We start from the raw sequence: 21,765 nt of genomic DNA, 5'->3' as shown, positions 1-21,765 counted from the left end.
GGCTATGGAACGGACTGCGCCAAAATCAATTCGCATCGGTTGCGCCAGCGCGTTCTGGGGCGATACCTCGACCGCTGCCGCGCAACTGGTGGAACACGGGCATCTGGACTATCTGGTCTTCGATTACCTGGCCGAGATCACCCTGTCGATCATGGCCGGCGCACGGATGAAAGATCCCCAGGCCGGGTATGCGGGCGACTTCATCGAAGTGCTCGCGCCCTTGCTGCCGCAGCTCGCACAGCACAACATCCGGGTCATCAGCAATGCCGGCGGGGTCAATCCCCAAGCCTGCGCCGCCGCCCTGCAAGCGGCCTGCGACAAGGCCGGGGTGACGTTGAAAATCGCCGTGCTGCTGGGTGACGACCTGCAACCGCAATTCAAGCAGCTGGGCAGCCAAGGCATTCATGAAATGTTCAGCGGTGCACCCCTGCCATCGAGGTGCGTCTCGACCAATGCCTACCTCGGCGCACCCGGCATCGTCGAAGCCCTGCGTCTGGGCGCGGACATCGTGATCACCGGGCGCGTGGTCGACAGTGCGGTAGTCAGCGCCGCGCTGGTGCATGAGTTCGGCTGGTCGTGGCACGACTACGACAAGCTCGCCCAGGCCGCATTGGCCGGGCACATCATCGAATGTGGCGCCCAGTGCACGGGCGGCAACTTCACCGATTGGCGCGACGTGCCCGACTACGAACACATCGGTTTTCCCATCGTCGAAGTCAGCGCCGACAGCCAGTTCATCGTCAGCAAACCACAAGGTACCGGCGGGCTGGTCACGCCACTGACGGTGGGCGAACAGATGCTGTATGAAATCGGCGATCCGCGCGCGTATCTGCTGCCCGACGTGGTGTGCGACTTCACTCAGGTCAAACTGCTGCAACAAGGCAAGAACGCGGTGCAGGTGCACGGCGCCAAAGGCCTGCCGCCGACGGCTCAATACAAGGTCAGCGCCACGTATCCCGATGGTTTTCGCTGTACCGCCAGTTGCCTGATTGCCGGCATCGATGCCGTCGACAAGGCGCGGCGAGTCAGCGCGGCGATCATCGACAAGACCTCGGAAATGTTCAGCCAGCGCGGCTGGGCGCCGTACAGCGAGGTGAATATCGAGTTGCTGGGCAGCGAGGCTACCTATGGCCCTCACGGCCAGCGGCAGGACAGCCGCGAAGTGGTGATCAAACTCGCCGTGCGCCATCCGGACAAGCAGGCCTTGATCGTGTTCTCCCGGGAGATTGCCCAGGCCGCCACCGGCATGGCGCCGGGGCTGACCGGCATTGTCGGTGGCCGGCCGACGGTGTATCCGCTGATCCGACTGTTCTCGTTCCTCATCGACAAAACCGCCTGCACGCTGGACATTGATTTCATGGGCCGGCGCCACCCCTGTGCCCTGCCCGCACTCGATATGCTCGACCCGCTGGACCTGCCAGCCCCGTTCGCCGCGCCGAAACCGACCGGCCAGGCCGACGCCAGCGTGGCCCTGGTCAAGCTGGCGGTCGCCCGCTCCGGCGACAAAGGCAACCACAGCAACATCGGCGTCATGGCGCGCGATGCCGAATTCCTGCCATGGATCGCCGAAGCCCTGACCCCGGAAGTGATCGTCGACTGGATGGGCCATGTTCTCGACCCCATCCACGGGCGGGTCGAACGCTGGTACTTGCCCGCCAGCCACAGCCTGAATTTCCTGCTGGAAAACGCCCTCGGCGGCGGCGGTGTCGCCAGCCTGCGCATCGACCCGCAAGGCAAAGCCTTCGCCCAGCAACTGCTGGAAATCCAGATCCCGGTGCCGCAGCGCATCGCCGACCAGCTCAACTAGAGGATTGTCGCCATGGCCTACGATTCGATTTTCAAAGCCGATTTGTTTGCCGGCCAAAACATCATCGTCACCGGTGGCGGCAGCGGCATCGGCCGCTGCACCGCCCACGAACTGGCGGCCCTCGGCGCCCATGTGCTGCTGGTCGGGCGCAAGGCCGACAAGCTCAAAACCGTTGCGGCCGAGATCGCCGAAGACGGCGGCAAGGCCGACTGGGCCGTTTGCGATATCCGCGAGGAAGAAGCGGTGACGCATCTGGTCAGCGAACTGATTCGCAAGCACGGCCCGATCCATGGCCTGGTCAACAATGCCGGCGGGCAGTACCCGTCGCCCTTGGCCTCGATCAACCAGAAGGGTTTCGAAACCGTGATGCGCACCAATCTGGTGGGCGGCTTCCTGATGGCCCGGGAAGTATTCAACCAATCCATGAGCAAGCACGGCGGCGCCATCGTCAACATGCTCGCCGACATGTGGGGCGGTATGCCCGGCATGGGGCATTCCGGCGCGGCACGCTCGGGCATGGACAACCTGACCAAGACCGCCGCGTACGAATGGGGTCATGCCGGCGTGCGGGTCAACGCCGTGGCGCCGGGCTGGGTTGCCTCCAGCGGCATGGACACCTACGAAGGCGCCTTCAAGGCCGTGATCCCGACCCTGCGCGAACACGTACCGCTCAAGCGCATCGGCACCGAATCGGAAGTCAGCGCGGCGATCGTTTTCCTGCTCAGCCCGGCAGCGGCGTTCGTCAGCGGCAGCACCCTGCGCATCGACGGCGCCGCCAGCCTCGGCGGGCGCGCCTGGCCGATCCATAAAGCGACCAACAGTGAGTCGTACAACGGTTTCCACCGCGCCTACATACCCGATGTGTTGAAGGACAAGGAATAACCCATGCCGGTGATTCAGTCGCAACTCGATCCCCACAGCGAGCCGTTCGCCCGGAACCGTACGGCGATGCTGAGCGCCATCGAACAAGTCCGCGTGCTCGAACAGAACCTGCTGGACAAGGCCGCCGAAGCCAGACCCAGGTTTGAAAAACGCGGTCAGTTATTGCCCCGAGAGCGCCTCAATCTGCTGCTCGACCCCGGCGCGCCGTTTCTCGAACTGGCGAGCCTGGCCGGCTACAAGCTGCACGACGACAAGGACGGCAGCTCTGCCGGTGGCGGCCTGATCGCCGGCATCGGCTATGTGTCTGGCGTGCGCGTGCTGGTGGTGGCGAACAACAGCGCGATCAGGGGCGGGACCATCTCCCCCAGCGGTTTGAAAAAATCCCTGCGCCTGCAACAGATCGCCATGGAAAACAAACTGCCAGTGATCACCCTCGCCGAAAGCGGCGGCGCCAACCTCAATTACGCGGCGGAGATTTTCGTCGAAGGCGCGCGCAGCTTTGCCAATCAGGCGCGGATGTCGGCCATGGGGTTGCCGCAGGTGACTGTGGTGCACGGCTCGGCCACGGCGGGCGGTGCCTATCAGCCGGGGCTGTCGGATTACGTGGTGGTGGTGCGCGGCAAGGCCAAGCTGTTTCTCGCAGGTCCCCCACTGCTCAAGGCCGCCACCGGCGAAGTCGCGACCGATGAAGAACTGGGCGGCGCCGAGATGCACGCACAAATCGCCGGCACCGCCGAATACCTGGCTGAAAACGACGCCGACGGTGTGCGCCAGGTACGCGAGATCGTCAGCCTGCTGCCGTGGAACGAGCAGTTGCCCCCACTCCCCGAACGACGCTGGGAGGAGCCGCTGTACCCCATCGACGAACTGCTCGGCCTGATTCCGGATGACCCGAAAAAACCCTACGACGTACGCGAAATCATCGCCAGGATTGCCGACGCTTCGAACTTTCTCGAGTTCAAGGGCGAGTTCGATCAGCAGACCGTCTGCGGTCACCTGAAAATTCAGGGACGCGCCTGTGGCTTCATCGGCAACAACGGCCCGATCACGCCCAAGGGCGCGAGCAAGGCCGCGCAGTTCATCCAGCTGTGCGATCAGAGCCAGACGCCGTTGCTGTTTTTCCACAACACCACCGGGTTCATGGTCGGCACCGAATCGGAACAGCAGGGGGTGATCAAGCACGGCGCGAAGATGATTCAAGCGGTGGCCAACGCCCGGGTGCCGAAGCTGACCATAGTCGTCGGCGGCTCCTACGGTGCCGGCAACTATGCAATGTGCGGGCGCGGCCTCGACCCGCGTTTCATCTTCGCCTGGCCCAACAGCCGCACCGCCGTGATGGGCGGCGCGCAAGCGGGCAAGGTGCTGCGCATCGTCACCGAGGCCAAACAGGCCAAGGACGGCCTGGTGCCCGATCCAAAAATGCTCGACATGTTGGAACAGGTCACCGCGCAGAAACTCGACAGCCAGTCCACGGCGCTCTACGGCAGCGCCAATCTGTGGGACGACGGTTTGATCGACCCGCGCGATACCCGGACCTTGCTCGGTTACTTGCTGGACATTTGTCACGAGGCCCAGGTGCGGCCATTGCAAGCCAACAGTTTTGGCGTAGCCCGGCTCTAGGCCGGCTCAAGGAGAACAATAAAAATGATCTTCACCCAGGAACACGAAGCACTGCGCCGCACCGTACGCCAATTCGTCGAGCACGAGATCAACCCGCACGTCGAGGAATGGGAAAAGGCCGGGCGCTTCCCCATCCACGACATCTTCCGCAAGGCCGGCGATCTCGGCTTGCTGGGCATTTCGAAACCGGAAAAATTCGGTGGCATGGGGCTCGACTACAGCTATTCGATCGTCGCCGCCGAAGAGTTCGGCACCATTCATTGCGGCGGCATCCCGATGTCCATCGGCGTGCAGACCGACATGTGCACGCCGGCACTGGCCCGGTTCGGTTCCGATGAGCTGCGCGAGGAATTCCTGCGCCCGGCCATCAGCGGCGAGCAGGTCGGCTGCATCGGTGTTTCCGAAGTCGGTGCCGGTTCCGACGTCGCCGGATTGAAAACCACCGCGCGCAAGGACGGCGACGACTATGTGATCAACGGCAGCAAGATGTGGATCACCAACTCGCCGAGCGCCGACTTCATCTGCCTGCTGGCCAACACCTCGGACGACAAGCCGCACATCAACAAGTCGCTGATCATGGTGCCGATGAATACGCCGGGCATCAGCTTGAGTTCGCACCTGGACAAGCTCGGCATGCGCAGCTCGGAAACCGCCCAGGTGTTTTTCGACAACGTGCGCGTGCCGCAGCGCAACCGCATCGGCCATGAAGGCGCGGGGTTCATGATGCAGATGCTGCAGTTCCAGGAGGAGCGCCTGTTCGGCGCGGCCAACATGATCAAGGGCCTGGAATATTGTGTCGACAGCACCATCGAATACTGCAAGGAACGCAAAACCTTCGGCAATGCGCTGATCGACAATCAGGTCATCCACTTCCGTCTCGCTGAGCTGCAAACCGAAATCGAATGCCTGCGGGCGCTGGTCTATCAGGCCACCGAGCAATACGTCAAAGGCCAGGACGTCACGCGCCTGGCTTCGATGGCCAAGCTCAAGGCCGGGCGGCTGGGCCGCGAAGTCAGCGACAGCTGCCTGCAATATTGGGGTGGCATGGGCTTCATGTGGGACAACCCGGTGGCCCGCGCTTACCGCGACGTGCGGCTGGTGTCGATTGGCGGCGGCGCCGACGAAATCATGCTGGGGATCATCTGCAAGTTGATGGGCATCCTGCCGGGGAAAAAGAAATGAACAACCTGCCGGTTTGCCAGACCTTGCTGCTGGAGCTGCACAACGGCGTGTTGCACGTCACCCTCAACCGCCCGGAATGCCGCAATGCGATGAGCTCGCAGATGGTCGCCGAGTTGCGCTCGGTGCTGGCGGCGGTACGCGATAAGCCAGGGGTTCGCGCGCTGGTGATCGGTGGCGTCGGCGGGCACTTCTGTGCTGGCGGCGACATCAAGGACATGGCCAACGCCCGAGCTCAAGGCCCCACTGCGCACCGGGACCTGAACCGGGTGTTCGGCGCACTGCTGCAAGAGGTGCAACACGCACCGCAAGTGGTGATCACGGTGCTGCAAGGCGCGGTACTCGGCGGCGGTCTCGGCCTGGCCTGCGTCAGCGATATCGCCCTGGCTGATCACCAGGCGCAATTCGGCCTGCCAGAAACCAGCCTCGGCCTGTTGCCGGCGCAGATCGCACCATTCGTGGTGCAACGCATCGGCCTGACCGAGGCCCGGCGACTTGCCCTGACCGCGGCGCGGTTTGATGGTCACCAGGCACGGCGCATGGGGCTGGTGCACTTTGTCGAACATGATCCGCAGGCCCTGGCCGAGCGTCTCGATGAGGTGTTGGCCCATGTCTTGTGTTGTGCGCCGGGGGCGAACGCGGCGACCAAGAAACTCTTGCTGGCGAGTGCGGGTCAGCCGTCGGATGAGTTGCTTGATCAGGCAGCCGAATGGTTCAGCGAAGCGGTGACCGGGGCAGAAGGCGTCGAGGGAACGATGGCCTTCGTGCAAAAACGCAAACCGGGGTGGGCCTCCTGAAAAGCTTCGCTGGCAAGCCAGCTCCCACACTGGAATGCATTTCAAATGTGGGAGCGGGCTTGCTCGCGAAGAGGCCAGCACTTTCACCGCACAATTTGAGAGACGCCCCCTATGCCCGGACTCAAGAAAATCCTCATCGCCAACCGCGGTGAAATCGCCTGCCGCATCCAGCGCACGGCCCAGGCGCTGGGCTATCGCACGGTTGCCGTGTTCAGCGACGCCGACGCCGATGCCTTGCACGTGCAGATGGCCGACGAGGCGGTCAACATCGGTCCGGCCGCGGTGCAACAGTCTTATTTGAACATCCCGGCGATCCTCGACGCCGCCCGGCGCACGGGCGCGGATGCGATTCATCCGGGCTACGGTTTCCTCTCGGAAAACGCCGGGTTTTCCCGCGCTTGCCAGGATGCCGGCATCACCTTCATTGGCCCCAGCCCCGAGGCCATCGAACTGATGGGCAGCAAGCGCCTGTCGAAGATTGCCATGATCGAAGCCGGTGTGCCCTGCATCAAAGGCTATCAAGGCGCCGAACAGGACGACGCCACCCTGAGCCGCGAAGCCGAACGCATCGGCTATCCGTTGATGATCAAGGCCAGTGCTGGCGGCGGTGGACGCGGCATGCGCCTGGTGCACGAAGCCGGCAACCTGCTGGAACAGATTCGCACTGCACGCTCCGAAGCCCTGAACGGATTTGGCAGCGGCGAACTGATTCTCGAACAGGCACTGATCGAACCCCGTCATGTCGAGGTTCAGCTGTTCGGTGACCGGCAAGGCAACCTGATTTACCTCGGCGAGCGCGATTGTTCGGTGCAGCGCCGGCATCAAAAAGTCATCGAGGAAGCACCCTGCCCGGTGATGACCCCTGAACTGCGCCAGGCCATGGGCGAAGCGGCGCTCAAGGCCGGCCGGGCAGTGCATTACGTCGGCGCGGGCACCGTGGAGTTTCTGCTGGATGCCTGCGGGCAATTCTATTTCCTGGAGATGAACACCCGACTGCAAGTCGAGCACCCGGTGACCGAATTGATCACCGGGCTGGACCTGGTGGCCTGGCAACTCAACATTGCCGAAGGGCAACCGCTGCCCTTGCGCCAGGAGCAGGTGCAACTCACGGGCCACGCCATGGAAGTGCGCCTGTATGCCGAAGACCCGGCCCAGGGTTTCCTGCCGCAAACCGGTCGCGTCGTGGCCTGGGAACCGGGATTGCAGGACGGCGTGCGGATCGACCACGGCCTGATCGAAGGTCAGCTCATCAGCCCCTTCTACGACCCGATGCTCGGCAAGCTCATCGCCCACGGCGCCACCCGCGAAGAGGCCCGGCGCAAATTGCTGCGAGCGGTGCAAGACAGCGTGCTGCTGGGGGTGCAAAGCAATCAGCGTTTGCTCGAAAGCCTGCTGGACCACCCGCAGTTCGCCAGCGGTGACTTCAGTACCGGGTTCATCGCGCAGCACTTTGCCGACCCTGCCTGCCTGCAGTCCCATGCCCCGGGCGCGCAACACCTGGCCATCGCAACCGCCCTCTTCTACCAGGCTTCGACACAGCCTCATCCCGCCCCGCTGGGCGGTTGGCGCAACAATGCCAGCGTGCCCCTGCACTATCGCATCAGCCTTGAGGATCAGGACTGGGTGGTGACGTTGCAGGCGATCCCGGGTGAACCATTGCGCATTCAGGTCGCCGAACGCAGCATCGAGCTGAAGATCCTCCACTGCGACGGGCGCCGTGCCACCCTCGAAATCGATGGCATCCGCCAGCGCCACGCCTATCGCCTGGAGGCAGGGCAACTCTGGCTGTTTACCCGGCCGGGCAGCTTGCAGTTTGCCGATCGCACTCAGGCGCAGGTTTCCAGCCGGGCCAGTGTCAGTTGCGGCACCCTCAAGGCCCCGATGGACGGTGCGATTGTCGACGTCCTGGTCAATGAAGGCAGCCCGGTCACCAAGGGCCAACTGCTGGTGGTACTGGAAGCGATGAAAATGGAGCACCCCTTGAAATCAGGCATCGACGGTGTCCTGAAACGCTTGCAAGTCAAAGTCGGGGATCAGGTGAAAAACCGGCAGATACTGTTGGAGGTCGAATAAGGCGCTAGGCGGAACCGCCGGGTTTGGCTACGCTCAAAGCCTATCAGGACGCGGATACCAGGAACCCTGCAATGCCTCATTGGCTGGTCATTGATCTGGAGGCCACCACCGATGAGGGTGGATGGCCCGTAACGGATATGGAAATCATTGAAATCGGCGCCACCCTGGTGGACCGCAAGGGACGCGAACTGGACCAGTTCCAGCGCTTCGTCCGCCCCTTGCGGCGGCCTTTGCTGACGCCGTTTTGCCGCGAGCTGACGCACATCACCCAAGCCAACATCGATGCGGCGCAACCGCTGGGCGAAGTCTGGCCGGCGTTTGAGCGCTGGCTCGGCAACCACCACACGCGACTTGAAGGCTGGGCCAGTTGGGGCGACTACGATCGCAAACAGCTGCTTCAGGATTGGCAGCGACTGGGGCTCGTCAGCATGCTGGCCAACGTGCCCCACATGAACCTCAAACAGCGCTTTGCCAAGGCCAGGCGTCTGGAACGCCCGCTGGGGCTCAACGGCGCCCTGCAACTGGCCGGCCTGCAATTCACCGGCCAGCAACACCGGGCGCTGGAAGATGCGCGCAATACCGCACGCCTGCTGCCGCTGGTTCTTGCGCTTTAGACAGGTGACGACACTCGGGGCCTTGTGCATACTGGCCGGCCCTTTTTAGCCCTTTTCGAGGAATCGCCCATGTTTAAAGTCAACGAGTACTTCGACGGCACCGTCAAGTCGATCGCCTTTGGCACCGCAGAAGGTCCAGCGACCATCGGCGTCATGGCTCCGGGCGAATACGAATTCGGCACCAGCCAGCGTGAAATCATGCACGTGGTCAGTGGCGCATTGACCGTCAAACTGCCAGACAGCAGCGACTGGGAAACCTTCGCCGCCGGCAGCCAGTTCAACGTGCCGGCCAACAGCAAGTTCCAGCTCAAAGTGGCCGTCGACACCGCTTACCTGTGTGAATACCGCGGCTAAACCGCAGGCTTTGCCGAAATAAAGGTCAGCGCAATAAAAATGCCCGTGTTTTTCGGCACGGGCATTTTTTTGTTCTGCGCAAAATTATTCGAGGATCTCCACCGACATGCCGACTTCGAGTCGACCGTTGCCGTCGTTGACCAGGTTCTGGCCAAACATCGCGCCGTCCGCCTGCGAACGGTATTTCTGCAAGGTTGCCAGGGGTTCTCGGTCGTCGCTGCGCTCGCCGGTTTGCGGGTCGATGGTGGTCAGGATGCAGCGTGAGCATGACTTGACCACGCGGAACTCGACATCGCCGATGCGAATACGCTTCCAGCCGTCCTCGGCGAAGGCTTCACTGCCTTCGATCACCAGGTTTGGCCGGAAACGCAGCATCTCCAACGGACGCCCGACCCGTTTCGACAAGTCCTCGAGGGAGGCCTGGCCAATCAGCAACAGCGGATAGCCATCGGCGAACGCCACCTGGTCGTCATCCTTGCCGTAGCCCGCCTCCGTCATCCGCGCCCGATCCAGTGGCACTTGCACCAGACGTGTCGGTTTACCAATAAATTCGCTGACCCAGGCTGCGGCGGCATCGCCTGCATCGGGGACCCGCAAGGTATCGCGCCAGATCGTCACGCCACGCAGTTCTGCATCAAGGCCGGGCAAGGCTACGTCGATCGGCGAATGACCAGGCGCACTGAGGGTCAGGCCGCCTTCGGCATTCCACAACGCCGACAACTGGCTCATCTGCGCCACCGCACGCTGGGTCAGGAAACGACCGCTGGCTTCATCCACCAGCATCCAGCGGCGATCGCCGTCCAGACCGAGTTTATCGAGACCGATCCGTTGCAGCGTCTCGCCCCTGGCGGACTTCAACGGATAACGATACAGCGCGCTCAGACGCAACATGGCCAGCTCCCTCTTAGGCAAAACGCCACCCTATACGAGCTTGATGATCGAATCAAAGAGTGACGATCAAACACTGCCCCCTGTGGGAGCGAGCCTGCTCGCGAAGTGGGAGTATCAGTCGATAACCATGCCAACTGTCACACCGCCTTCGCGAGCAGGCTCGCTCCCACAGGTTGTCCGCAGTTTTAATCAGGCCGGTACTTCGTCAAGCATCAGGCGCTGGCGTACCACGTCGACGAGTTTGTCCGGCTGGAATTTGGAGAGGAAATTGTCGCAGCCGACCTTTTTCACCATCGAATCGTTGAAGCTGCCGGACAAAGAAGTGTGCAGCACCACGTACAAGCCGCGCAGGCGCGGATCGTTGCGAATTTCGGTAGTCAGGCGATAGCCATCCATTTCCGGCATTTCCGCATCGGTGAAGATCATCAGCAGTTTTTCGGTCATGTCCACGCCGCTGTCCGCCCAGGCCTTGAGCATGTTCAAGGCCTTCAACCCATCGCTGGCGATGTGCATCTTCACGCCCAGCTGTCCCAGGGTATCGCGCAATTGCGCCAGGGCCACGTTGGAGTCATCCACCAGCAGCACCTCTCGGCCACGGGCGCGTTCCAGTACCGGGTCTTCGAGCTTGTCACGGGAGACCTTGGCGTTGTACGGGACGATTTCGGCCAAGACCTTTTCGACGTCGATGATTTCCACCAGTTGATCATCGACCTTGCTGATTGCCGTCAGGTAGTGCTGGCGGCCGGCGCTGCTCGGTGGCGGCAGGATGGCTTCCCAGTTCATGTTGACGATCCGGTCCACGCCGCCGACCAGGAAGGCCTGAACCGAACGGTTGTATTCGGTGACGATAATCGTGCTGCCAGGCCCCGGCACCAGCGGGCGCATGCCGATGGCCTGGGACAGGTCGATCACCGGCAGGGTCTGGCCGCGCAGGTTGACCACGCCGCAGACAAAAGGATGGCGCTGCGGCATCAGCGTCAACTTTGGCAGCTGCAGGACTTCCTGTACTTTGAAGACGTTGATCGCGAACAATTGCCGTCCGGCGAGGCGGAACATGAGGATCTCCAGGCGATTCTCACCCACCAGTTGCGTGCGTTGGTCTACCGTGTCGAGAATGCCGGCCATCAATGACTCCTGGTCTTGTTCGGATGAATTCACTTAGAGAAGGTTATCGGCTGTTTTTGCCGAAGCTTGACCCTCTCTAAAATGCCACGCACAGGCATTGATGTCACATTAACATCATGCTTTACTGGCGCTGTGATTACATCTGCGGCACTTCTGCACCGCGACCCCGGTTCTTGCGAAAGGTTCCGTTGCGTAAGGGATTCCCCTATCAACAATCAGGTGCAACCTGATGTTCGCAATATCCAATAGCCATTAATGTGACGCCATTCTCATTGCATGAACGGAGTCAGGCTTTTGTGTGCGATCGCAAGCCAGTGGCCAACCACCCTCTCGTGTTCCCCAGCCAGCCTCTGGGCCAGCCGCCGTTCGTTCACCCGACGACTCGGCAATGCCGGGGTTCCGACCGCCCTCGTCGACACACACGATATCCCCTCATTTGACATGACGTTGTGGAGATAAGTATGCCGAACGATCGTAAAGAGTGGGCCCAGCGGCTCCCGGAGTTTCTCGTCGAGGCTGAAACACTCCTGGCTAAAACCGAGGAATGCCTGAGCCATCTGCAGTTGATCAGCAATGACAAGGACGCCATCGACTGCATGCTCAGCACGCTGCTCAAGCTGGCCAACAAGGCCGATGCCCTGGCTTTGGCGGCCGTGTCTGAATTTTCGCTGCACATTCATGGTTTGCTGAACCACGCACAGAACACCATGAGCCTGCACGACGAGGCGCTGAGCGCCCTGAAAGACTGTCTGACCCTGATTGCCTGGCAACTCGAACTCATCGACCAGACCACCGGGCAACTCAGCCTCGACGACAGCGAGCAGGTCACCCTTATCGAAGCCTTTGCCTTTCAGGTCGGGCAAAGCCGGTTTCAACCACCGGCCAATTCCAGGCCGCTGACCCTCGTGCCCTATTCGGAACGACGGGCTTGAACTAATCCAACTATGCCGTATGGCGGGGTTTGGTTATCAGTACCGCACTGTTAATTGAGTGCGCATATGTCGCAAGTGAATATTTCATAGCTATAAGCGACATCCTTAAAACAACCACTATTGCCTATCGACAATTGCGCGCCAGCCTTGATCAGGTATTGCCTGGTATCAACAGCCCCCCCCCCCGGGGCTATCGGTATTTTGCGATGGCAACAACCAACTTGTTCCATTATGGAAGCATTGTCGAAACGACTGGATTCCTGACTTTTCGGACATGCATACGGACGCGACCAACGGTATCTTAAGTGCTACTATGCCGCCTGTTAGTTGACGCCAATTAATGGCTGCGTGATCGCAGCCGGACACAGCTCGCTGCAGTTCGCAGCTGAACTCGTCGGCGCTCCACATAAAAAACAGGGGCCTGTCAGCCAGCATGACCGGTCAGCCCGCAGCGAACATCCATTGGCTCCATCCGCTATGTACGCCAGCCTCAAGTCAATCGCCAAGTGGCCGCCCTCCCGGGAAAATGCTCGCAGATTCACGCTGTTGCTATGCGCCTGCTCGACCCTCGGCAGTTTGCTGGTCCATGGTTTGTCCATTCCGTTGCCCTTGTCATTGCTGGTGCTCAACATTGCAGCGCTGACCAGTGTTGCCGTGCAGTACTGCCTCTCGCGCAAATCGATCAAATTCGAGCCTCAGGAGCTGGCCGACCGGCTGTTGCAGGTCCAGGAAAACGAGCGTCACCGACTGAGCCGCGAACTGCATGACGACATCGGTCAATTGCTGACCGCCGCAAAATTGCAAAGTGACTGGCTCAAACGCCGGATGCCCGAAGAGCTCCGGGGACAATGCACGGTCCTGTGCGACACACTGGAAGAAACCCTGGCCAAAGTTCGTGACGTATCCGCCATTCTCAATCCCCGGCAGTTGACCAGCCTCGGGCTGGAAGCCAGTCTGCGGGCACACCTGCTCAAGACCCTGGCCAACACCCCGGTACACTGGAGCCTGGAATGCCAGCAGCGCCTGACCGGCATACCGGAGGAAATGGCCGTGGCGGCTTTTCGCATTACCCAGGAAGCGGTCACCAACATCCTGCGACATGCCCGGGCCAAGAACCTGCTGGTATGCCTGCAGCGCCTGCCCCAAGGCCTGAGGTTGCAGATCAGCGATGATGGCCAGGGCTTCGCACCCGCAACAGACCCAGGTCGCGAAGGGCAACGCGGTATGGCCGGGATGTCGGAACGTATCGATCAACTGGGCGGCACGTTGACCGTTACCAGCGAGCCGGGCAAAGGCACTCAAATCGAAGCTCTATTTCCCTGGGCGCCCCGTGCGCTCGAACGGGCCAGTTCGAATAAGGTTATGCATTGACTTGTAATTTACTACTGGTGGATGACCACTCGCTGATCAGGGCTGGCGTGCGCGCCCTGGTAATGGACCTGCCCGGCTACGCCGTCGTCGGTGAGGCCAATGACGGCTCGCAGTTACTCGAAATGGTCGGGCATCTGTCCCCGGATATTGTCCTGCTGGATATTTCGATGCGCCAGACCGGCGGCCTCGAAGCCTTGCAACAGCTCAAGCGGGTGCACCCGCAGAGCAAGGTGCTGATCCTGTCGATGCACACCGACCCGGCCCTCATCATGCAGGCCCTGGAGTCCGGAGCCCACGGCTATCTGCTCAAGGACACCACGGCGACCGAACTCGAGCACGCGCTGGACGCCTTGCGCAACAACGAGCGCTATCTGAGCCCGGCCATTGCCCACACGGTGATCACCCAGGCCCTGATCCGAAATCAGAAGCACCAACCCGAACCTGCCGACTCGCACAACCTGACGGCACGCCAGCTGGAAATCCTGCGGTTGATCGTTCGCGGCAAATCCACCCGAGAGATTGCCAACGGCCTGGGGTTGAGCGTCAAGACCGTCGAAACCCACCGTTCGCAGATCATGAAGCGTTTGCAGATCTACGATGTGGCCGGCCTGGTGCTGTTCGCCGTGCGTGAACAAATCATCAGCCTTGATGACTAGCCACTTCACTGGCCCGTAACAGCGGCGAGTCTTCAGGCAAATGCACGAGCAACGCCGCCGGGCGGACCGAGAAACGCAGGTTATCCCCGACCAGCGGCTCACCATCAAGGTTGATGCAGAGCCCTTCCGAGGCCTTGATCTCGACCCATGGCAGGCGCACCCGGACAAACATGCTGTCGATGCCAAAACCTTCGGTCAGCAGGTTTTTCAATGTACCGACCACCTCCTGCGGTGCCGGCAGGATACTGATGTCCAGCAAACCATCATCGACCAGGGCCTGTGGGCACAATTCCCGCCCGCCACCGGCCTGCCGGCCATTGCCGATGCCCAGCGCCAGCAGATCGCCGCTCCAGTGGAAATCCGGTCCCTGCAATTCACCGTAGGCGGTATGCAGCTCATTGAAGCGTGACAGGCCGGTGAACAGGTAAGCAGCACCACCGAGGATTTTCTTCAACTCCTCCGAGGTGTTCGCCGTGACATGACTGCCAAACCCACCGGTCGCCATGTTCAGGAATATCTGCCCGTCGACCTCCCCCAGATCAATGGGGGTCGGCGCGGTATCAAGCAACGCCAGCGCCTGATCAGGCTGCAGGGGCACGCCTGCCGCACGCGCAAAATCGTTGGCGGTTCCCAGCGGCATCAGTATCAGGCTGGCTTTTTTCGAGTGCTCCGCCATGGCCTCGGCGATATCCCGCAAGGTGCCATCGCCGCCACCGGCGATGATGTGTCGATAACCGGCCGCCAACGCTTCGCCCACCAGTCTCTGCGCATCGCCGGCTTCCCAGGTCAATCGCACAGCCAGCTCCCAGCCTTGTTCACGACGGTTTTCGACGGCGGCGCGAACCGCCTCGTTGAGTGCCTGTTTGCCATGCAGAATCAACAGCGCCTTGCGATCGCTCATTACTTCACTCCCGTTTGAATGGCATCTGGGAGATGTTGACCGCGCAGGCGCTGTTAAAGGTCGCCAGAAAACCAATTATTTCCAGTCAGGCAACTTGATCCCCTACGGCAGGATTTTTCTTACAGGACGTGAGGAATCAGCTCAATTGACCGCAAATCCGAATTGGTAGACCTTGGGGTTTCAGCAGGACACCACAGGGACGTGCCAAGCAAGGCCAAAACCCTGGATTACCGGCCAGCACAAGAGCCACGGGAGAAATTGATATGGAACCTCGCGTCACCGAGCTGGAAACACACCTCAAGCACATACGCAGGGACCTGGACGAAATCCGCGGTGACGTCAAATCCATCAAGCACAGGCTCGCCTACTCCGCCTGCGGAACGGTCGTGATCCTCGGACTTATTGGCTGGATCGCCAATAGCCGTTTCGAGCAGGTCATTTCATTGTTCCTGGCACATTGAATGGCCATCAAGCAAAAACCCGGTTCAATCAACCGGGTTTTTGCCTGGCTAATCCGCTGAAGCGGTCAACTCAGTACTTCGCTCAACGGAATGAAGAAAACGCTATCGCCCTGAACCAGCGTGCGACCTTCCAGGACTTCTACCAGTCCATCAGCCCAGGCAGCGCTGCGCAATACACCGGAACTCTGGTTTTTGTAGATCGTCGCCCTGCCGTTTTCCAGCCGTCCACGCAAATACTCCCGCCGATTGCCAGGTTGGGGCCAGTCAAACCCTGCCGGTACCTGCACCTTCAGCGGCTCGACTTCCTTTACACCCTGACGACGCAGGAGATAGGGCCTGGTCAACAAGGCAAAAGTCACAAGGGTCGATGCCGGATTGCCCGGCAAGCCGATCACGGGCACACCGCGAAAATGTCCGAACGTCAACGGTTTTCCGGGCTTGATGGCGAGCTTCCACAGCGTCAGTTCGCCCTCTTCACGCAAGGCGATACCCAGAAAATCGGCTTCTCCCACCGATACGCCACCGGTCGAGAGGATCAGGTCGACATCCTTCAACTCACCCAATCGGGAACGAGTGGTTTGCAGATCGTCCGGAAGAATGCCCGCGTCGACGACCTCACAGCCCAGACCCTGCAACCAGCTGCACAACAACACCCGGTTGCTGTTGTAGATCTGTCCCGGACCCAGCGTCTGGCCCGGCTCAACCAATTCGTCGCCGGTCGACAGCACCGCCACACGTACCTTGCGAACGACCTCCAGCTCGGCGTAGCCCAATGAGGCAGCCAATCCTTGCTCGATCGGCCCCAGGCGTGTGCCTGCCGGCAGAATCAACTCGCCGACGGTCGCTTCCTGGCCTTGCGGACGGATGTTCTGGCCCTGGGTAAAGGCTTGCGTGAAACGCACTCGCTCATCCGCCTGGACCTCGGCGTTTTCCTGCATCTCGACGCAATCGGCACCGGCGGGAACAGGCGCTCCGGTGAAAATGCGCGCACAGGTTCCAGGCTGCAACGGATCGGGGGCCTGGCCAGCAAACACCTTCTGGCTGACCACCAACGGCTCTCCCGTCCAGTCAGCCGTGCGCAGGGCATACCCGTCCATGGCACTGTTGGGCCAGGGCGGTAGATCAAGGGTCGACAGCAGATCTTCAGCCAGTACACGCCCCTGCACCTGCGCCAATGGCAAGCGTTCACGCTCGACAATCCTCGAAGCCTCGGCCATTTCCAGCAAGCGTGCCAACGCCACCTCGACGGGCATCAGGCTGCCGGTCTTGCCCGGCTTACCCACGGGATTCACAAGGCGCTGCCTGTTTCAGGTGGGGCACGAAATTGCACGGGCGATGCCGCGAATCCAGCTGTTCGGCCAGAATGCCGTCCCAACCGGTGCGCACGGCATTGGTCGAACCCGGCAAGCAGCAAACCAGCGTGCCATTGGCCAGACCGGCCAACGTCCGGGACTGGACGGTCGAGGTGCCGATATCGGCAACCGAGATCTGACGGAACAGCTCGCCGAATCCATCGACCTGCTTGTCCAGCAGGCAGCTGACGGCTTCCGGTGTGCTGTCACGCCCGGTAAAACCGGTTCCGCCGGTGATCAGCACCACCTGCACGACATCGTCGGCAATCCAGTTGGCGACTTGCGCACGAATTTTGTAGAGGTCATCTTTGAGCAACACCCGGGCTGCCAGGTAATGACCGGCGGCGCTCAGGCGATCGACAAAGAGCTGACCCGAGGTGTCGGTTTCCAGCGTGCGGGTATCGCTGACAGTCAGCACTGCAATGTTCAGCGGTGCGAAAGGTACATCAGCCTTGGCTTTCATAGGCTCGTCCAGTTGTAGGAGAAACAGCCCGGTGTTATATCACAGCGCTCCGTTTTTTCGCCGCTCCCATGGAGACCTGCCATGATCATGAATTCACAATTGCCACCCTGCTCCATTCTGCTCCTGGCAGGCGGTCGCGGCCAACGTATGGGGGGGCGGGACAAGGGGTTGCTGGACTGGCGAGGCGAACCGCTGATTGCTCACTTGCATCGCAAGACCCGCCCGCTGACCGATGACCTGATCATCTCCTGCAATCGCAACCTGGAGAAGTATGCGCCCTACGCCGACCAGTTGGTCCACGACGATGAAGGTGACTTCCCCGGGCCCCTGGCGGGAATTCGCGCGGGCCTGGAAGCGGCCCGCCATACCCATATGCTGGTCCTGCCCTGTGACGTTCCGGGCATTGATGCGGCGCTGATCGGCACCATGCGCGAGACCGCCAACCTGAATCCGGACAAGCCACTGATGGTGCGGCACGATGACCACTGGGAGCCGTTGTTGTGTGTAATTCCAGTGCTGCACAGGGCAGCCTTTGAAAAGGCCTGGAACGAGGGTGAGCGCAGCCCTGGCCGGTTGATGCGCAAGCTCGGCGCGACCGCGCTGCAATGCCCCGACAATGACCCTCGGCTGGCCAACCTCAACACGCCGGAACTATTAAGCGGTCATGCAAGCGGTCACGACACTGTGTCAGACTGACATTGATCAGGAACTTGCGCGGACGGTTCACGTCTCAAGTTCAGCAACCAAAGAATTCATATTCGGAGACACACTCATGATGCAACGGACACTCGCCACTTTCATGCTCGCACTGGGCCTCGCCACCCTCGCCGGTTGCGCGTCGCCTACGGTGATCACCTTGAATGACGGTCGCGAAATCCAGGCCGTCGACACGCCAGAGTTCGACAAGGATTCCGGCTTCTACGAATTCGAACAGCTCGATGGCAAACAGACTCGCATCAACAAAGATCAGGTCCGTACCGTCAAAGAGCTGTAACCGGGTGCCACCGGATACAGAAAAGCCCGCTTGATGCGGGCTTTTTCATGCCTGAAGAACAGCACTTCAGGGGCGCCGTTCAGGATCACCATTGCAGGGTAATTTCACTCTCGAACACTCGCTCCTGGCCTGTGACCGGATCGATGAATCTCAGCCCCTGGGCCAGCAGCTTCAAAGGATTGGCGTAGTCATCCTGCGCATCCTTGAGCACCTCGGGGTAAAACGGGTCGTTGCAGATAGCGGCGCCCAACGCCGCCATGTGTACCCGCAACTGATGTTTCTTGCCCGTCACCGGGTAAAGACCATACCGCCAGAGTTTCTCCTGTTTCTCCCTGACTTCGATCGCCGTCTCGGTGTTGCAGGCCCCAGGCCCTTCCTGCATGCGGAAGAATGGCTCGCCATCGACCAGCCGGCTTTTATGAACCAGCGGGAAGGCAAGTTCAGGCAACGCCGCTGCGATGGCCTCATAACGCTTTTCGATCTGCCGGGTTGGAAACAACGACTGATAAGCCGAACGACTCTGTGGATTGGCGGAAAACAGTACCAGCCCTGCGGTATGCCGGTCGATGCGATGCAATGGCACCAGATGCGGATTGTCCAGGCGACGGATCAAGCGCCTGAGCAGCGTCTGTTCGACGTATTCACCAGCCGGCGTCACCGGCAGAAAGTGCGGTTTGTCGGCCACCACCAGATGCTCGTCCGCGTACAGAATCGACTCGATCACCGGGATCGGCTTTTCATCCGGCACTTCGCGAAAATAATGAATCCGCAAACCTTCCCTGTAGGCCAAATCGAGGGCAATCGGCATGCCCTGCCCATCGAGGACCCGGCCACGGGCGATTCTGTCCAGCCATTGTTCCCGACCAATGGCGCTGAAATGCTCGCACAGGCAATCGACAACGGTCAGCCACGGGCCAGGTGGCAAGTACAGCGTACTGGCCTGGCTGTGTGCCGCGGAAAAAGAAGAAGTGGACATACGAAAGTTCTAACCCTCAGTGCAGGGCGGCATTATCCAACAGCACGGGGAGTGAGCCTAGCCTCAAGCCGGAATCCGTGTGCGCGCCGCCGCTTCGGTGTATTCCTTGAGCCAGCGCAGTACATCAACCGCCTCCCAGCGAGCGGGGTCATAGAGGGCATACAACAATCCCTGATAACCCACGACATCGAGTTGCCGGTGATAACCCGCGCGTTGAAACAAGGCTTCGATCTCTGCGAAACAGGTATTGAAATGCGTTTTGTTGAAGGGTGTCTTGCCCTCGGTCACCAGACCATCCAGACGCAACTCAAGAACAGCTTCACTCACGACGTCTGCGGACATCCGGTTCACGCTGTTCTTCAACTGTTCGACATTGACCACGATTCATCCCTCTCACGCCCGGGCTTGTCTGCTCGCTGCCGAAAATCAGCAGCGGCCATGCAAGCGCCACGAATAACTGTATGCGCATACAGTATCCGATCAGTACCGGATAAGCCAAGGGGATCAATCGCAAAGTTCGACAGACGGGAAACACCACCAGCGCAAAAGCCGCTCAAAGCAAGAACGCCACCACCTCATCGGCACTGAATGGCCAGCCCAGTTCAGCACCGGTGTCGACCCGCCGCAACACCGGGATGCGCAGGCTGTAGGCGGCGAACCAGGTTTCATCTTCGGCGATATCCACCAGCTCCACCAGCAGACCGCGCTCGACAAACTCCATCAACATGGCTTCGGCTACTTCACAGAGATGGCATCCAAGGGTGCCGAACAGCTGACATTCGGGAAGCATGAGCACTCAACCGGAAAATGAAGTGACCATTCTAGGCCTGCTCCGAAAAACCGTCGAGCCATTGAGTCTCCTGCCTGATGCCAGCGATGATCAGACCTGTGTCAGTCCTGGCTGACGGCGCCGATCTTGTGGATCGAAAGGTCCGCGCCGTAATACTCCTGCTCCTGACTCAGACGCAATCCATGCAGAGCCTTGATCACGCCATACACGGCGAACCCGCCGGCCAGAGCCACGGTGACGCCCAGTGCGGTGCCGATCAACTGGCTGATCAGGCTGACCCCACCCAGCCCGCCCAAAGCGCTCTGGCCGAAAATGCCGCAGGCAATACCGCCCCACACGCCGCACAAACCGTGCAGCGGCCAGACACCCAACACGTCGTCTATGCGCCACTTGACCTGAGCGGCGGTAAAGCACCAGACAAACAACGCCCCCGCGACGGCGCCGGTCACCAGCGCCCCCACCGGATGCATCAGGTCGGAGCCGGCGCAGATCGCCACCAGTCCCGCCAACGGTCCGTTGTGCAGAAAGCCGGGGTCGTTGCGCCCGACGATCAGCGCGGCCACCGTACCGCCCACCATGGCCATCAATGAGTTCACCGCCACCAGTCCGCTGACACCTTGCAGGGTTTGCGCGCTCATGACGTTGAAGCCGAACCAGCCAACAATCAGGATCCATGAGCCCAACGCCAGAAACGGGATGCTCGAGGGCGCGAACGCGACCAGCCGACCTTCGCGATAGCGGCCATTACGCGGCCCGAGCAACAGCACCGCCGCCAGTGCCAGCCAACCGCCCATGGCATGCACCACCACTGAACCTGCGAAATCATGGAAACCGGCGCCAAAACGCTCCAGCAGCCAGGCTTGCAAACCCAGGTTGCCGTTCCAGACCATGCCTTCGAAGAACGGATAGATGAACGCGACAATCAACGCAGTTGCACACAGCTGCGGGACAAACCGGGCGCGCTCGGCGATTCCTCCGGAAATGATCGCAGGGATAGCCGCGGCAAAGGTCAGCAGGAAGAAAAACTTCACCAATCCATAACCATGGTCGGCATTGAGCACGGCCGCCGGTTGCATGAAGGTCACGCCATAAGAAATCCAATAGCCTATAAAGAAGTAAGCCAGTGTCGATACGGCGAAGTCACTGAGGATTTTCGACAAGGCATTGACCTGGTTTTTCTGTCGCACGGTTCCGACTTCGAGAAAGGCAAAACCGGCGTGCATGGCCAGAACCATGACCGCACCGATCAGAATGAACAGCGTGTTGGAGCTATGGACCAGGGTGTCCACGGCGCTTTGCAAATTTTCCATGGGATGGGCAGACCTTATGGCAGAAAAAAGCACCAAAGCAGTTCGCGATGACCGCCCACGCACCAAGTTGCAGCTTCGAAGCATCAGAGGACTGATCTCGTTGAACCGCCATGGTGCACGGACACCGTCCGGGAAAAACGTGATCCGGACGTTTGCGCGCGTTTTTGATTGTTGGTCCTACGGTTTTACTGAAATCATGCCCGGCTATAGCGCAATG

22 protein-coding genes and 1 pseudogene are annotated in these 21,765 nt (G+C 60.7%); 14 read left to right on the top strand and 9 right to left on the bottom strand.

Going from position 1 to position 21,765, the window contains the following annotated elements; all coding sequences use genetic code 11:
- Window positions 1-4: 4 nt before the first annotated feature.
- From PPUTUW4_RS07550 to PPUTUW4_RS07515, 8 genes are all read left to right on the top strand, one after another.
- Entirely contained in the window at window positions 5-1,807 is a 1,803-nt protein-coding gene (locus tag PPUTUW4_RS07550) for an acyclic terpene utilization AtuA family protein (protein WP_015094076.1), read from the top strand.
- Window positions 1,808-1,819: 12 nt separating this feature from the next.
- Window positions 1,820-2,689, top strand: a complete 870-nt coding sequence (locus PPUTUW4_RS07545) for an SDR family oxidoreductase (protein WP_015094075.1) — start codon at window positions 1,820-1,822, stop codon at window positions 2,687-2,689.
- 3 nt (window positions 2,690-2,692) lie between these two features.
- Complete coding sequence (gene atuC / locus PPUTUW4_RS07540; protein WP_015094074.1) at window positions 2,693-4,309, top strand: geranyl-CoA carboxylase subunit beta; 1,617 nt, start codon at window positions 2,693-2,695, stop codon at window positions 4,307-4,309.
- A gap of 24 nt (window positions 4,310-4,333) precedes the next feature.
- Window positions 4,334-5,491, top strand: coding sequence for a citronellyl-CoA dehydrogenase (gene atuD, locus PPUTUW4_RS07535; protein ID WP_015094073.1), 1,158 nt, complete (start codon window positions 4,334-4,336; stop codon window positions 5,489-5,491).
- Window positions 5,488-6,285: an enoyl-CoA hydratase-related protein gene (locus PPUTUW4_RS07530; protein WP_015094072.1), complete on the top strand. Its 798-nt coding sequence runs from the start codon at window positions 5,488-5,490 to the stop codon at window positions 6,283-6,285. Before atuD ends, PPUTUW4_RS07530 begins: the two co-directional genes overlap by 4 nt.
- A 111-nt stretch (window positions 6,286-6,396) precedes the next feature.
- Complete coding sequence (locus PPUTUW4_RS07525) at window positions 6,397-8,358, top strand: acetyl/propionyl/methylcrotonyl-CoA carboxylase subunit alpha (protein WP_015094071.1); 1,962 nt, start codon at window positions 6,397-6,399, stop codon at window positions 8,356-8,358.
- A 71-nt stretch (window positions 8,359-8,429) separates the two neighbouring features.
- Entirely contained in the window at window positions 8,430-8,972 is a 543-nt protein-coding gene (locus PPUTUW4_RS07520; protein WP_015094070.1) for an exonuclease domain-containing protein, read from the top strand.
- 69 nt (window positions 8,973-9,041) lie between these two features.
- Window positions 9,042-9,326: a pyrimidine/purine nucleoside phosphorylase gene (locus PPUTUW4_RS07515; RefSeq protein ID WP_007940055.1), complete on the top strand. Its 285-nt coding sequence runs from the start codon at window positions 9,042-9,044 to the stop codon at window positions 9,324-9,326.
- 84 nt (window positions 9,327-9,410) lie between these two features.
- On the opposite strand, the gene PPUTUW4_RS07510 is transcribed toward PPUTUW4_RS07515, so the two are convergent.
- Window positions 9,411-10,217 carry an MOSC domain-containing protein gene (locus PPUTUW4_RS07510; protein ID WP_015094069.1) on the bottom strand — a complete coding sequence of 269 codons (807 nt, stop codon included), beginning with the start codon at window positions 10,215-10,217 and terminating at the stop codon, window positions 9,411-9,413.
- 189 nt (window positions 10,218-10,406) lie between these two features.
- A complete protein-coding gene (locus PPUTUW4_RS07505; RefSeq protein ID WP_015094068.1) occupies window positions 10,407-11,342 on the bottom strand; it encodes a chemotaxis protein CheV in 936 nt (311 codons plus the stop codon).
- Window positions 11,343-11,803: 461 nt separating this feature from the next.
- Here PPUTUW4_RS07505 and PPUTUW4_RS07500 point away from each other — a divergent pair, with 461 nt between their 5' ends.
- The 3 genes from PPUTUW4_RS07500 (at window position 11,804) to PPUTUW4_RS07490 (ending at window position 14,301) form a co-directional block, all read left to right on the top strand.
- Window positions 11,804-12,274, top strand: a complete 471-nt coding sequence (locus tag PPUTUW4_RS07500) for a hypothetical protein (protein WP_015094067.1) — start codon at window positions 11,804-11,806, stop codon at window positions 12,272-12,274.
- 477 nt (window positions 12,275-12,751) lie between these two features.
- A complete protein-coding gene (locus PPUTUW4_RS07495) occupies window positions 12,752-13,645 on the top strand; it encodes a sensor histidine kinase (protein WP_015094066.1) in 894 nt (297 codons plus the stop codon).
- Window positions 13,642-14,301 (top strand): response regulator transcription factor, encoded by a 660-nt coding sequence (locus PPUTUW4_RS07490; protein ID WP_015094065.1) that lies wholly within the window; start codon window positions 13,642-13,644, stop codon window positions 14,299-14,301. Before PPUTUW4_RS07495 ends, PPUTUW4_RS07490 begins: the two co-directional genes overlap by 4 nt.
- Here the strand turns inward: PPUTUW4_RS07490 and yegS are convergent.
- Window positions 14,285-15,202 (bottom strand): lipid kinase YegS, encoded by a 918-nt coding sequence (yegS, locus tag PPUTUW4_RS07485; RefSeq protein WP_015094064.1) that lies wholly within the window; start codon window positions 15,200-15,202, stop codon window positions 14,285-14,287. The two genes, PPUTUW4_RS07490 and yegS, sit on opposite strands and share 17 nt — an antisense overlap.
- A gap of 245 nt (window positions 15,203-15,447) precedes the next feature.
- Here yegS and PPUTUW4_RS07480 point away from each other — a divergent pair.
- Window positions 15,448-15,663 (top strand): annotated as a pseudogene (locus PPUTUW4_RS07480) (hypothetical protein); the annotation flags it as partial.
- Between the two features lie 65 nt (window positions 15,664-15,728).
- Here PPUTUW4_RS07480 and glp read toward each other — a convergent pair.
- Both glp and moaB read right to left on the bottom strand, forming a co-directional pair.
- The gene (glp, locus tag PPUTUW4_RS07475) at window positions 15,729-16,916 is read right to left on the bottom strand and encodes a gephyrin-like molybdotransferase Glp (RefSeq protein ID WP_162139259.1); all 1,188 of its coding nucleotides are present in this window, start codon (window positions 16,914-16,916) and stop codon (window positions 15,729-15,731) included.
- Window positions 16,917-16,938: 22 nt separating this feature from the next.
- Entirely contained in the window at window positions 16,939-17,478 is a 540-nt protein-coding gene (gene moaB / locus PPUTUW4_RS07470) for a molybdenum cofactor biosynthesis protein B (protein WP_015094061.1), read from the bottom strand.
- Between the two features lie 81 nt (window positions 17,479-17,559).
- Between moaB and mobA the strand changes: the two genes are divergently transcribed.
- Both mobA and PPUTUW4_RS07460 read left to right on the top strand, forming a co-directional pair.
- A complete protein-coding gene (mobA, locus tag PPUTUW4_RS07465) occupies window positions 17,560-18,174 on the top strand; it encodes a molybdenum cofactor guanylyltransferase MobA (protein WP_015094060.1) in 615 nt (204 codons plus the stop codon).
- Between the two features lie 76 nt (window positions 18,175-18,250).
- Window positions 18,251-18,472 (top strand): YgdI/YgdR family lipoprotein, encoded by a 222-nt coding sequence (locus tag PPUTUW4_RS07460; protein ID WP_007973479.1) that lies wholly within the window; start codon window positions 18,251-18,253, stop codon window positions 18,470-18,472.
- 85 nt (window positions 18,473-18,557) lie between these two features.
- Here the strand turns inward: PPUTUW4_RS07460 and PPUTUW4_RS07455 are convergent, their stop codons facing one another.
- From PPUTUW4_RS07455 to PPUTUW4_RS07440, 4 genes are all read right to left on the bottom strand, one after another.
- A complete protein-coding gene (locus PPUTUW4_RS07455) occupies window positions 18,558-19,448 on the bottom strand; it encodes a pseudouridine synthase (RefSeq protein ID WP_015094059.1) in 891 nt (296 codons plus the stop codon).
- A gap of 63 nt (window positions 19,449-19,511) precedes the next feature.
- Window positions 19,512-19,829 carry a hypothetical protein gene (locus PPUTUW4_RS07450; protein WP_015094058.1) on the bottom strand — a complete coding sequence of 106 codons (318 nt, stop codon included), beginning with the start codon at window positions 19,827-19,829 and terminating at the stop codon, window positions 19,512-19,514.
- A gap of 172 nt (window positions 19,830-20,001) precedes the next feature.
- On the bottom strand, window positions 20,002-20,238 hold the full coding sequence (locus tag PPUTUW4_RS07445) for a glutaredoxin family protein (protein ID WP_015094057.1): 237 nt from the start codon (window positions 20,236-20,238) through the stop codon (window positions 20,002-20,004).
- 101 nt (window positions 20,239-20,339) lie between these two features.
- Window positions 20,340-21,548, bottom strand: a complete 1,209-nt coding sequence (locus PPUTUW4_RS07440) for an ammonium transporter (RefSeq protein ID WP_007973484.1) — start codon at window positions 21,546-21,548, stop codon at window positions 20,340-20,342.
- Between the last annotated feature and the right edge of the window lie 217 nt (window positions 21,549-21,765).

Source organism: Pseudomonas sp. UW4 (assembly GCF_000316175.1).
Classification (GTDB): Bacteria; Pseudomonadota; Gammaproteobacteria; order Pseudomonadales; family Pseudomonadaceae; genus Aquipseudomonas; species Aquipseudomonas laurylsulfatiphila.
This window is presented reverse-complemented; position numbering and strand designations above follow the sequence as displayed.